This window comes from Miniimonas sp. S16 (assembly GCF_057748195.1).
Genome location: NZ_CM173242.1, coordinates 514,514 through 526,770, shown reverse-complemented (window position 1 = coordinate 526,770; position 12,257 = coordinate 514,514). Strand labels below are relative to the sequence as shown.

Genomic DNA, 12,257 nt, shown 5'->3' with positions numbered 1-12,257 from the left:
CCGGCATGACGCTCGACTACCACCGCCCCGAGCACCCGGAGACCTACCGGGCCGGCTTCGCGTGCATCGTCGGGCGCCCCAACGCGGGCAAGTCCACGCTCGTCAACGCGCTCGTCGGCACGAAGGTCGCGATCACGTCCGGGCGGCCCCAGACCACCCGGCACACGATCCGCGGCATCGTGCACCGCGAGGACGCCCAGCTCGTGCTCGTGGACACCCCGGGCCTGCACCGACCGCGGACCCTGCTCGGCACGCGCCTCAACGACCTCGTGCTCGGCACCCTCGCCGAGGTCGACGTCGTCGGCTTCTGCATGCCCGCGGACCAGAAGGTCGGACCGGGTGACGAGTTCATCGCGCGCATGCTCACCGACGTGCGCACGCCGGTGGTCGCCCTCGCCACCAAGGCCCACACCGTGCCGCAGCCTCGCCTCGTGGAGCATCTCATCGCGATCGAGCAGCTCGGCGAGGGCCTTGGTGGGTTCGCGGACATCGTGCCGGTGAGCTCGCTCGAGGACTACCAGGTCGACGTCGTGGCCGACGTGCTGTGCTCGCACCTGCCGGTGAGCCCGCCGCTCTACCCCCGGGGCGAGCTCACGGACGAGCCCGAGAACGTCATGATCGCCGAGCTCGTCCGCGAGGCCGCCCTCGAGGGCGTGCGCGACGAGCTGCCGCACTCCCTCGCCGTGGTGGTCGAGGAGATCGAGACCCGCCCGCGCCGCCCGAACGCGCGCCCGGAGGACCTCGACCTGCTCGACGTGCACGTCACCGTCTTCGTGGAGCGCGACTCGCAGAAGGCCATCGTGATCGGGCGCAAGGGCGCCCGCCTGCGCGAGGTCGGCACGCGTGCGCGCGAGGGCATCGAGGCGCTGCTCGGGGCACGGGTGTATCTCGACCTGCACGTCAAGGTCGCCAAGGACTGGCAGCGCGACCCCAAGCAGCTGCAGCGACTGGGGTTCTAGTGCCCGCTCGACCCGGTGACGCACCGGTCGACGCCCGCGCGGACGGCGCGTCGGCGCACCACGGCACAGCGCGCGACGGCGAGCCTGCCCCGGGTGGTCACCCCGCCGAGGGCGCAGCGCGCGACGGCGAGCCCGCCCCGGGTGGTCACCCCCCCGAGGGCGCAGCGCGCGACGGTGAGCCCGGTGCCGACCGGCGAGCGGTCCGCACGCGCCCGGCCTGGGTGCGTGTCGCGGTGGCGACCGTCGTCGCGGTGCTGCTGTTCGCCGTCGTGGGCTTCGCGGCCGGACCGCGGTGGGACCCCGAGCTCGTGACGACGTCGGTGGTGCCCGAGACCGCCTCGGTCGCGGTCGACGGGAGCAGCGCGGAGGCGACGCTCGGGCGGTACGACACGACGAGCAAGCTCGTCGACGTCGAGCTCGACGGCGCCACCACGCAGGTGCTCGTCGTCGAGCCCGTCGGGCTCACGGAGCCGGCGCCCGCCGTCGTCTTCCTGCACGGCGCCGGGACGGGCCTGGCCGAGTCGTTCTCGGCGCACGCCCAGGCGCTCGCGAGCGCGGGCGTGGTCGCCGTGTCCCCGAGCAAGCGCCTGGACACCTACTCGACGGCGCAGCGCGACTACGTCGCGATGGCCGCGGACTACGAGCGCAGCGTCGCGTACGCGCGCACCCTGCCCTCGGTCGACCCGGACCGCGTCGGGCTGTACGCGGAGAGCGAGGGGACGTGGATCGCCCCCGTCCTGGCGGACGAGGACCCCGACGTCGCGTTCGTCATGCTCGTCAGCGCGCCGGTCGTGACGCCGCGCGAGCAGGCGGCGTTCGCCGTCGACGCCTACCTGCGCAACGTCGGCGTGCCCGCGCCGCTGCTGCGGGCGATCCCGCGCGCGACCGGCGCCCACCTGCCCGGCGGCATCCTCGCGTACGCGGACTTCGACGTGCTGCCCTACCTCACGACGATGACCCAGCCCACGTTCATGGCGTACGGCACGCAGGACGCGTCGATGCCCACCGTGCAGGGGCCGCAGATCGTGGCGGGCGCGCTGCCCGAGGGTGCCGCCCAGCTGCTCGTGCGGTACTACGCCGGCGCGAACCACGGCATCCGGGTCGGCTCGTCGACCGATGCCGTGGTACCGGACTTCCTTGCCGGCGTCGCGGCCTTCGCGCTCGACCCGGCGGGTGCGCTCGCCGCCGGGCCGACCGTGGCCGGGGCGACCCCGGTCCAGGTCCACCTCGCGAACGCCGTGCCCCAGCCGCGCTGGTTCGCCGACGGCGAGATGCTCCTGCGGGTCCCCGCGATCTCGATGACGGTGCTCGTGGGCGGGTATCTCCTGCTGCTCGGCGCCGCGCTGGTGCGGACGGTGGCGCGACGGCGAGCGCGTGCGTCCGCCTCGACCGGGGCGCCGAGGCCGCCGGTGCGCATCCCGGCCACGCTGGGCCGACGGGCGGTGGGCTACAGCCTGGCGGGGCTGTTTGTCGTCGTGCTGCTCATCGCGTACGTCGTCGTCGTCGCGCAGCTCGCGCTCAACTACCGCACGAACGCGGCGATGGTCTGGGGCGGCTGGGTGGTGCTGCAGCTGTCCGCCGTCGGCGCAGCGCTGCTCGGCGTGCTCGCGGTGCGCGACCTGCTCCGGGCCGGCCGGGCCTGGCGCGCCCACCGCTCCGCGGTGCGCCTCGCCGGCGAGCGGCCGCCGCTGGTGGCGCGTGGCGCGCGCGGCGCGGTCGCCCTGCTCGGCGTCGTCGGCGCGTGGGCGGTGGCTCTGGGCACGACCGGCCTGCTCGTCGTCGCCGCGTACTGGGGGGCGTTCTCGCCGCTGTCGTGACGGGTGGGGCGGACGCGCGCGACGGGCGTGCGGCGACGTGGGCTAGGGTGGCGAGCGTGCGACTGCCGGCGCTCCTCCTTCGGTGCCGCGACGAGGTCCTGTAACGGCCGGACCCTCGTTGCGGCGACCGTCATGCGCCCGGCCGGCCCACAGCCCAGCACAGAGGACGTCATGAACCAGCGCAGCACCGTCGACACCAGCATCAGCAACGTTCCCGCCCGGCCCGCCGCGAGCCCCATGCCGCTGGCGAAGTACCGGCCCTTCCACGAGGTCAACGGCATCGACCTGCCGGACCGCACGTGGCCCGCCAAGCGGATCACCGTCGCCCCCCGGTGGCTGTCCACCGACCTGCGGGACGGCAACCAGGCCCTCATCGAGCCGATGGACCCCGCCCGCAAGCACCGCATGTTCGAGCTCCTCGTCCGGATGGGCTACAAGGAGATCGAGGTCGGGTTTCCGGCCGCGAGCCAGACCGACTTCGACTTCGTGCGCTCCCTCATCGAGACGGACGTGATCCCCGACGACGTGACGATCTCGGTCCTCACGCAGGCGCGCACCGACCTCATCGAGCGCACGGTCTCCTCGCTCGTCGGTGCGCACCACGCCACGGTGCACCTGTACAACGCGACCGCGCCCGTCTTCCGCGACGTGGTGTTCCGTAAGGACCGCGCGGGCACCAAGGAGATCGCGGTGTCCGGGACGCGCGACGTCATGGACTACTACGAGAAGTACCTGGACTCCTCCGACACGGTGCTGGGGTACGAGTACAGCCCGGAGATCTTCATCGACACCGAGCTGGAGTTCGCGCTCGAGGTGTGCGAGTCCGTCATGGACGTGTGGGAGCCCGCGGCCGGCCGCGAGATCGTCCTCAACCTGCCGGCGACGATCGAGCGCGCGACGCCCAACGTGTACGCGGACCAGATCGAGTGGATGAGCCGGCACCTGTCCCGCCGGGAGAACGTGTGCCTGTCGGTGCACCCGCACAACGACCGCGGTACGGCCGTCGCCTCCGCCGAGCTCGCCGTGATGGCCGGCGCGGACCGGGTCGAGGGCTGCCTGTTCGGCCAGGGCGAGCGGACCGGGAACGTCGACCTCGTCACCCTGGGGATGAACCTGGTCTCGCAGGGCGTCGACGCGGGGATCGACTTCTCCGACATCGACGACGTGCGCCGCACCGTCGAGTTCTGCACGCAGATGGACGTCCACCCGCGTCACCCCTACGGCGGCGACCTCGTCTACACCGCGTTCTCCGGCTCGCACCAGGACGCGATCCGCAAGGGCCTGACGAAGCGGGACGCCGACGTCGAGGCGGCCGGCGGCGACGAGCTCGCCGTCGCGTGGGCCGTGCCGTACCTGCCGGTCGACCCGCGGGACGTCGGCCGCACGTACGAGGCGGTCATCCGCGTCAACAGCCAGTCCGGCAAGGGCGGTATCGCGTACCTCATGTCGACCGAGCGGCACCTGGACCTGCCGCGCCGCCTGCAGATCGAGTTCTCCCGGATCGTGCAGGAGCACACCGACAGCCGCGGCGGCGAGTTCACCGCGGACGACCTGTGGCGCATCTTCGTCGACGAGTATCTGCCCGCCCCCGCCGACTCCGAGCTGGAGCCGTGGGGCCGGTTCGCGCTGCGGTCCACCCGCCTCACCTCGGCCGGCGACGGCAGCGACGAGGAGCTCGTGGTCACGCTCGTGGACGACGGCGAGGAGCACGTCATCACGGCGCGCGGCAACGGCCCGATCGACGCGTTCGCGGCCGCGCTCGCGACGCGCGGGGTCGAGGTCGCGGTGATCGACTACGCCGAGCACGCGCTCGCCCAGGGCGAGGACGCCTCGGCCGCCTCGTACATCGAGGCCGAGGTCGACGGTCAGGTGCTGTGGGGCGTGGGCATCGACCCGTCGATCACGACGGCGTCGTTCAAGGCGATCGTGTCGGCGGTCAACCGCGCGGTGCGCTGAGCGGCGGCGTGCTCGCGGCCGCGCGCGTGGCTGCCGGACACCGGATGCCGGATGCCGACGGTGGTGACGCCGTCGGCATCCGGCGGGCCGCGGTGCATCGGGGCGTGATCGCGGTGCATCGGGGCGTGATCGCGGTGCATCGGGGCGTGATCGCGGAGCGTCGGCGGGGCAGGCGGGCGATGTCGGTGGGCTGGGGGATGATGCTGCGGTGAGTCGGACCTATCGCGACGAGGCCGTGGTGCTGCGCACCCACGACCTGGGCGAGGCGGACCGCATCGTCACCCTGCTGACCCGTGGTTCCGGTCAGGTGCGCGCCGTCGCCAAGGGCGTGCGGCGCACCTCGAGCAAGTTCGGGGCGCGGCTGGAGCCCTTCGGCGTGGTCGACGTGCAGCTGCACCTGGGTCGCTCGCTCGACGTCGTGACCCAGGCCGACACGCTCGCCCCGCACGGTCGCTCGATCATGGCCGACTACAGCCTCTTCACGACGGCGACGGCGATGGTCGAGACCGCGGCGCGCCTCACCGAGGTGGAGCGCGAGCCGGCCACGCAGCAGTACCTGCTGCTCGCGGGTGCGCTGCGGGCGCTGGCCGAGCGGGCCCACGCGGCCACCCTCGTGCTGGACTCCTACCTCCTGCGGGCGCTCGCCGTCGCCGGCTGGGCCCCGAGCTTCGCCGAGTGCGCGCGCTGCTCCCGGCCCGGTCCGCACCGCGCCTTCTCCGCCCCGATGGGCGGCGCGGTGTGCGGCGGCTGCCGCCCGCCCGGCGCCGCCGCGCCGGCCGAGGAGACGTTCGCGCTGCTCGGTGCCCTGCTCGCGGGGGACTGGGCGGTGGCCGACCGCAGCGACGACCGGCACCGGCGCGAGTCCAGCGGACTCGTCGCGGTGTACCTGCAGTGGCACCTGGAGCGCCAGCTGCGCTCGCTGCGGCACGTGGACCGGACCGGCGCGGCGCGCGTGGACCGCACGCTCGACCCCGCGGTCGCGATCATCGGGCGGACGGCGTGAGGCTGCGCCGCCGGCCCGTGGTGTGGGAGCCGCACGAGCCCAGCCCGCCGTTCGAGCATCCCTCCGGCGAGCGCCCGCCCGTGCTTCCCGAGGGTGTCGTCCCGCGGCACGTCGCCCTCGTCATGGACGGCAACGGGCGCTGGGCCAACGCGCGTGGGCTCACGCGCACCGAGGGTCACGCGGCGGGCGAGCAGGTGCTGCTGGACGTGGTGGCCGGCGCGATCGAGATCGGTGTCACGCACGTGAGCGCGTACGCGTTCTCCACCGAGAACTGGAAGCGCAGCCCCGAGGAGGTGCGCTTCCTCATGGGGTTCAACCGCGACGTGCTGCGGCGCCGGCGCGACGAGATGAACGACTGGGGCGTCCGGGTGCGCTGGGCGGGGCGTCGGCCGCGGCTGTGGCGCAGCGTCATCACCGAGCTCGAGACCGCCGAGCAGCTCACGGCCGGGAACACCACGTGCACCCTCACGATGTGCGTCAACTACGGCGGGCGCGCCGAGATCGTCGACGCCGTGCGCGCGATCGGGCACGAGGTCGCGGCCGGCCGGCTCGATCCCGAGCATGTCACCGAGCGCACCGTGGCGCGGTATCTCGACGAGCCCGACATGCCGGACGTCGACCTGTTCATCCGCACGGGCGGTGAGCAGCGCGCGTCGAACTTCCTGCTCTGGCAGGCGGCCTACGCCGAGTTCGTGTTCCTCGACAAGCCGTGGCCCGACGTCGACCGGCGCGACCTGTGGCGCGCCGTCGAGCAGTACGCGCGGCGCGATCGCCGCTACGGCGCCGCGGTGGACCGCCCGACCGCCGCGAGACCCGACGAGCACGCCGACGAGCACGCCGACGGCGAACCCGCGCACGAGCGGTGAGACCGCCCTCGACCGGTGAGACACCGACCCGGGCGACCGCGCGGTGTCGCAGGTCGCGGCTAGCCTCCGGAGCATGACGCTCGCGATCGGCATGATCACCGTGGACTCCACCGACCCCGTCCCGCTGGCGCACTGGTGGGCGCGGGTGCTCGAGGGCGAGGTGGTCGCCGAGAACGAGGGCTGGTTCGTCGTGGTCACCACCACGGCCGGCACGCTGGGCTTCCAGCGCGTCGACGCCGTGACGCCCGGGAAGAACAAGGTGCACCTCGACCTCACGACGCACGAGGACCTCGCGCTCGTCGCCGGCGGTCTGCTGGCCGCCGGCGCCACGCTCGTCGGTGAACGGGCCGAGGGCGCCGCGCGCTGGTTCACGCTGGCGGACCCGCAGGGCAACGAGTTCTGCGTCGCCCACGAGGGCTGACGCCGCGGACCGCGCGCCGGGTCAGCGACGCGTCACTCCGCCGCGGCCGACCCCTGCGCCGGTGCGGCCTCGGCCAGGGCGTCCCGCGCGCGGGAGCGGCGCCGCAGCACGACCAGCACGGCGATCGCCGCGAGGATCGCGACCACGCCCGCGACGCCCCACGGCGAGCCGGCCGCGGCCGCCACGACGGCGAGGAACACCCCGAGCCCGACCGTCGCGTAGATGAGCGCCCACGCCACGCAGCCGGGCAGCATGAAGAGCGTGTAGCGCAGCCACGGCATCCGCACGAGGCCGGCCGCGGCGTTGATCATCGTCTGCAGGCCCACGGTGAAGAACGACAGCGTCACCGCGATCGGACCCCAGCGGTGCAGCAGCGCGATCGCGCGCACCATCGCCGGCCCCTCGCTCAGCCGACGCACCCGCTCGCTCCGGGTGACCCCCGCGGCCACGCCCCGGCCGACCCAGTACGTGCCCTGGGCGCGGCACAGCACGATGACGAACAGCGCGAGCACGACGAGCGGGAACGGGAACCCGTCCAGCCCGTACGCGGCCACCACCGACTCCTGCGCCGGCGCCTCGGCGAGCAGCGTCACCGCGCGTCCGCGCTGCGCGACCCGCACCGCGCGCACAGGCCGAAGAGCTCGACCGTGTGCTCGACGTCGGTGAACCCGTGCGCTCGGGCGATGCCGCCGGCCCACGCCTCCACGGCCGCGGCGTCGAGCTCCACCGTGGTGCCGCAGGACCGGCACACGAGGTGGTGGTGGTGCGCCTCCGCCTCGCAGCGGCGGTAGCGCAGCTCGCCGTCGGGCCCGCGCACGGAGTCGACCTCGCCGAGGTCGGTGAGCACCTGCAGGGTGCGGTACACCGTGGCGAGCGCGACCCGCTCGCCCCGGTCGTGCAGCATCCGGTGCAGGTCCTGCGCGCTGTGGAAGTCGGGCACGCCGTCGAGCAGGTCGGCGACGGCGGTGCGCTGCCGCGTCGTGCGTGGCACGTGGACGCTCCTTCCGTCGGTCCTCAGGGGGTGACGATGACGTCGTCGGGGACGTCGAGGTGCGGGTCCCCGGGTGCGCGGTGGCGCAGGAGCCCCCGCACCAGCGCCACGCCAGCGTAGACGGCGATCGCGAGACACACGATGACGGCGCCGGGGGAGAGCGGGTACAGGTACGTGATGACGAGCCCGAGCACGCACACGCCCACCCCGACCCCCATCGCGATCCGCATCGTCGAGCGGAACGACAGTGCGACGAGCTGCGCGACGGCGACCGGCACGATCATCACGGCGCTCACCAGCAGCAGGCCCACGACGCGCATGGCGACCGTCACCGTGAGCGCCGCGAGCACCGCGATGACGAGGTTGAGGCCGCGCACCGGCAGGCCGAGCGAGCGTGCGTACTCCTCGTCCTGGGAGACCGCGAACAGCGCCGGACGCAGGCCGAGCCCGACGACGAGCACCACGACGCCGAGGACGGCGATCGTGACGAGGTCGGTCTGGCTCACCGTGGCGATGGAGCCGAACAGGTAACCCATGAGGTTCGCCGTCGTGCCGCCCGCGAGCCCGATGAGCAGGACGCCGCCCGCGATGCCGCCGTAGAAGAGCAGCGCGAGCGCGATGTCGCCGCTCGTGCGGCCGCGCTCGCGGAGCACGTCGATCCCGATGGCGCCGAGCACGGCGGCGACGACGGCGCCCGGGACCGCGAGCACGTCGTAGGGCGTGAGGTCGAGCGCGTTGCCGACGAGCCAGCCGGCCGCCACGCCCGTGAGGGCGACGTGCCCGATGCCGTCGCCCAGCAGGGAGAGCCGGCGCTGCACGAGGTAGGTGCCCATGACGGGCGCGGCGAGGCCGACGACGACCGCGGCGATCAGGGCGCGCTGCATGAGGGGGCTGGAGAGCATGTCCGTCAGCGTGGTCACGGCAGGCCTCCCGGTTCGACGCGCAGGGCGTGCGCGCGGTGCTGCCCGTCGGCGCCCTCATCGGGCGCGTGGGCGTGCTGGTGGTGGTGCTCGGCGTCGTCGTGGCCGGGTGCGGCGGGCGGTGGCGGGCCGTCGTGCACCACGCGGCCGTGCCGCAGCACGACGGTCCGGCTGATGAGCGGTGCGAGCGGGCCGGTCTCGTGCAGCACCACGAGCACCGTGACGCCGCGGTCGCGCAGGCGCGCCATCGTCGTCGCGAACGCCGTCTGGCTGGCCGAGTCGACGCCTGCGAGCGGCTCGTCGAGGACGAGCAGCTCGGGGTCGCGCACGAGGGCCCGCGCGATGAGGACGCGCTGCTGCTGGCCACCGGACAGGGTCGCGACGGCGGAGCGCGCCCGGTCGGCGAGGCCCACCTGCTCGAGGGCGTGTCGCACGCGGTCGGCGCCGTCCGGCGTGCGCCGGAACCCGACGCCCGTGAGCAGACCCGACGCCACGACCTCGGCGACCGTCGCCGGCACGCCGGCGCTCGCCGTCGAGCGCTGCGGGACGTACCCGGCGCGGTGCCACGGCACGTGGCGGCGCTCGGTGAGGTCGACGCCGAACAGCCGCACCCGCCCCGCGGTGGCGGGCAGCACGCCGACGACGGTGCGCACGAGCGTGGACTTGCCCGACCCGTTCGCGCCGAGCAGCGCGACGAACTCGCCGGGTCGGACGGCGAACGTCACGTCCCGCAGGATCCGGGAGGCGCCGATCGCCACGTCGAGCTGGGCCACGTCGAGGACCGGCGCGGCGGCCGGGTCGTCACCGGCCGGAGGGCAGTCCTGCTGACTCACGCGCAGTCCAGGGCGGTGCGCAGCGCCTCGAGGTTGGCGGTCATGACCGCAAGGTAGTCCTCGCCGGCGCTGTCCTTGGTGAGCGTCTCGACCGGGTCGAGGACCGCCGTCGTGATGCCGAGGTCGGAGGCGAGCACGTCGGCGACCTTCGGGTTGACGAGGCTCTCGGTGAAGATCGTGGTGACGCCCTCGTCGCGGACCACCTGCTGGATCTCGCGCAGGCGCGCGGGCGACGGCTCGGCCTCGGGATCGAGGCCGGAGATGCCGACCTGCTCGAGGCCGTAACGGTCGGCGAGGTAGCCGTACGCCTCGTGTGAGGTGACGATGACGTGGCCCGAGCACTGCGCGAGGCCCGTGCGGAAGCGCTCGTCGAGCGCCTCGAGGTCGGTGCGCAGCGCGTCCGCGTTGGCGCGGAACTCCTCGGCGTGGGCCGGGTCCGCCTCGGCCAGCGCGTCGGCGACGGCGTCCGCCGCGTCGGCCATCCGGGTCGGGTCGAGCCAGAAGTGGGGGTCCTCGCCGCTGTGGTCATGCTCGTCCGTGGACGCAGACTCCGTCTCGCCGTCGGCGTGCTCGTCCTCGTCGGCGTGCTCGTCGGCGGTGAGGTGCACGACCTCGTGCACGTCGACGGCGTTCGGCGCGACCTCCTGCACGGCCGTGTCGACCGAGGGCTGGAAGTCCGACAGGTAGACGAGCAGGTCGGCGCGGCCGAGCGCGGCGACCTGGGCGGGGGAGAGCTCGAGGTCGTGCGGCTCGGTCCCGGCGGGGGCGAGGCTCGTGACGTCCACGAGGTCGCCGCCGACGCGCTCGGCGAGGAACTGCAGCGGGTAGAAGGACGCCATCACGCTGAGGGTCGCGTCGCCGTCGCCCGACCCGCCGGAACCGTCGTTCGCGCCGTCGGCCGAGCACGCGGCCAGCGGGAGGGCGAGGACGAGGGCGGACGCGGCCAGCGCGCGGCGGTAGTTCATGAGAACTATTCTCATTACGGACGGGGCGGCGGTCAAATCCGCGCGACGAGGCTCACGTGCGCGGCGCCGGAGCGTGCGCCCGGTAGGTTGAGGGACTGCCCAGTGCAGCCAGCACTGGGTGTCGCGCACAAGGAGAACCCGTGGCCGCCAGCCGTCTCGATTCCGTCATCGCCCTCGCCAAGCACCGGGGCTTCGTCTTCCAGTCCGGTGAGATCTACGGTGGATCGCGCTCCGCGTGGGACTACGGACCGCTAGGCGTGGAGCTCAAGGAGAACATCAAGCGTCAGTGGTGGCGCGCGATGGTGCAGCGCCGCGAGGACATCGTGGGCCTCGACTCGGCCGTGATCCTGCCCCGCCAGGTGTGGGTCGCCTCCGGCCACGTCGGCGTCTTCACCGACCCCCTGACGGAGTGCCTGTCCTGCCACAAGCGGTTCCGCGAGGACCAGCTCATCGAGGAGTTCGAGGAGAAGAAGGGCCGCACCGCCGAGAACGGCCTGGCGGACGTGCCCTGCCCGAACTGCGGCACACGCGGTCAGTGGACCGAGCCGCGCGACTTCAACATGATGCTCAAGACCTACCTCGGCCCGGTCGAGGACGAGTCCGGACTGCACTACCTGCGGCCCGAGACGGCGCAGGGCATCTTCGTCAACTACGCCAACGTCGCCACGGCCGCGCGCAAGAAGCCGCCGTTCGGCATCGCGCAGATCGGCAAGTCGTTCCGCAACGAGATCACGCCGGGCAACTTCATCTTCCGCACGCGCGAGTTCGAGCAGATGGAGATGGAGTTCTTCGTCGAGCCGGGCACGGACGCGCAGTGGCACCAGTACTGGATCGACACGCGCACCGCCTGGTACACCGATCTCGGTATCGCGCCGGAGAACCTGCGCCACTACGAGCACCCGGCCGAGAAGCTCTCGCACTACTCCACGCGCACCGTCGACATCGAGTACCGCTTCGGCTTCACCGGCAGCGAGTGGGGCGAGCTCGAGGGCATCGCGAACCGCACGAACTTCGACCTCAGCACCCACAGCGAGCACTCCGGCAAGGATCTGTCCTACTTCGACCAGGAGAAGGGCGAGCGCTGGGTGCCGTACGTCATCGAGCCCGCCGCCGGCCTCACCCGCTCGCTCATGGCGTTCCTCGTCGAGGCCTACCACGAGGACGAGGCGCCGAACACCAAGGGCGGCGTCGACAAGCGCACCGTCCTGCGGCTCGACCCGCGCCTCGCGCCCGTCAAGGCCGCGGTGCTGCCGCTGTCGCGCTCGGGCGAGCTGCCCGCCAAGGCGCGCGCCCTGGCGAACGAGCTGCGCGCGTCCTGGAACGTCGACTACGACGACGCGCAGGCGATCGGCCGGCGCTACCGCCGTCAGGACGAGATCGGCACGCCCTACTGCCTCACGGTCGACTTCGGCACGCTCGAGGACGACGCCGTGACCGTCCGCGAGCGCGACTCGATGAGCCAGGAGCGCGTCGCGCTCTCGCAGGTCGCCGGGTACCTGGGGGCGCGCCTCCTCGGCGCGTGAGGT

13 protein-coding genes are annotated in these 12,257 nt (G+C 73.5%); 8 read left to right on the top strand and 5 right to left on the bottom strand.

Annotated elements, in window-relative coordinates; genetic code table 11:
- Window positions 1-5 precede the first annotated feature (5 nt).
- The 7 genes from era (at window position 6) to AC3AQ1_RS02365 (ending at window position 7,022) form a co-directional block, all read left to right on the top strand.
- Window positions 6-959 (top strand): GTPase Era, encoded by a 954-nt coding sequence (era, locus tag AC3AQ1_RS02395; RefSeq protein ID WP_108717675.1) that lies wholly within the window; start codon window positions 6-8, stop codon window positions 957-959.
- A 233-nt stretch (window positions 960-1,192) separates the two neighbouring features.
- Window positions 1,193-2,776, top strand: a complete 1,584-nt coding sequence (locus AC3AQ1_RS02390; protein WP_159096345.1) for an alpha/beta hydrolase family protein — start codon at window positions 1,193-1,195, stop codon at window positions 2,774-2,776.
- Window positions 2,777-2,947: 171 nt separating this feature from the next.
- Window positions 2,948-4,732: a 2-isopropylmalate synthase gene (gene leuA, locus AC3AQ1_RS02385; protein WP_234417692.1), complete on the top strand. Its 1,785-nt coding sequence runs from the start codon at window positions 2,948-2,950 to the stop codon at window positions 4,730-4,732.
- Between the two features lie 8 nt (window positions 4,733-4,740).
- Window positions 4,741-4,944, top strand: coding sequence for a hypothetical protein (locus tag AC3AQ1_RS02380; RefSeq protein ID WP_108717673.1), 204 nt, complete (start codon window positions 4,741-4,743; stop codon window positions 4,942-4,944).
- Entirely contained in the window at window positions 4,941-5,735 is a 795-nt protein-coding gene (gene recO / locus AC3AQ1_RS02375; RefSeq protein WP_108717672.1) for a DNA repair protein RecO, read from the top strand. The genes AC3AQ1_RS02380 and recO overlap by 4 nt, the downstream gene beginning before the upstream one ends.
- A 122-nt stretch (window positions 5,736-5,857) precedes the next feature.
- A complete protein-coding gene (locus AC3AQ1_RS02370) occupies window positions 5,858-6,601 on the top strand; it encodes an isoprenyl transferase (protein WP_370445340.1) in 744 nt (247 codons plus the stop codon).
- Window positions 6,602-6,674: 73 nt separating this feature from the next.
- Window positions 6,675-7,022 carry a VOC family protein gene (locus AC3AQ1_RS02365; RefSeq protein WP_108717671.1) on the top strand — a complete coding sequence of 116 codons (348 nt, stop codon included), beginning with the start codon at window positions 6,675-6,677 and terminating at the stop codon, window positions 7,020-7,022.
- A gap of 32 nt (window positions 7,023-7,054) precedes the next feature.
- Here AC3AQ1_RS02365 and AC3AQ1_RS02360 read toward each other — a convergent pair whose 3' ends face one another.
- From AC3AQ1_RS02360 to AC3AQ1_RS02340, 5 genes are read right to left on the bottom strand one after another with little or no spacing between them, the layout of a single operon-like run.
- A complete protein-coding gene (locus AC3AQ1_RS02360; protein WP_234417688.1) occupies window positions 7,055-7,615 on the bottom strand; it encodes a DedA family protein in 561 nt (186 codons plus the stop codon).
- Complete coding sequence (locus AC3AQ1_RS02355) at window positions 7,612-8,013, bottom strand: Fur family transcriptional regulator (RefSeq protein ID WP_108717670.1); 402 nt, start codon at window positions 8,011-8,013, stop codon at window positions 7,612-7,614. Before AC3AQ1_RS02355 ends, AC3AQ1_RS02360 begins: the two co-directional genes overlap by 4 nt.
- Before the next feature lie 23 nt (window positions 8,014-8,036).
- A complete protein-coding gene (locus AC3AQ1_RS02350; protein WP_370445317.1) occupies window positions 8,037-8,933 on the bottom strand; it encodes a metal ABC transporter permease in 897 nt (298 codons plus the stop codon).
- On the bottom strand, window positions 8,930-9,766 hold the full coding sequence (locus AC3AQ1_RS02345; RefSeq protein ID WP_108717669.1) for a metal ABC transporter ATP-binding protein: 837 nt from the start codon (window positions 9,764-9,766) through the stop codon (window positions 8,930-8,932). Before AC3AQ1_RS02345 ends, AC3AQ1_RS02350 begins: the two co-directional genes overlap by 4 nt.
- Window positions 9,763-10,731, bottom strand: a complete 969-nt coding sequence (locus AC3AQ1_RS02340; protein WP_108717668.1) for a metal ABC transporter substrate-binding protein — start codon at window positions 10,729-10,731, stop codon at window positions 9,763-9,765. The genes AC3AQ1_RS02345 and AC3AQ1_RS02340 overlap by 4 nt, the downstream gene beginning before the upstream one ends.
- A gap of 140 nt (window positions 10,732-10,871) precedes the next feature.
- Here AC3AQ1_RS02340 and AC3AQ1_RS02335 point away from each other — a divergent pair, with 140 nt between their 5' ends.
- On the top strand, window positions 10,872-12,254 hold the full coding sequence (locus AC3AQ1_RS02335) for a glycine--tRNA ligase (protein ID WP_108717667.1): 1,383 nt from the start codon (window positions 10,872-10,874) through the stop codon (window positions 12,252-12,254).
- Window positions 12,255-12,257: the final 3 nt, after the last annotated feature.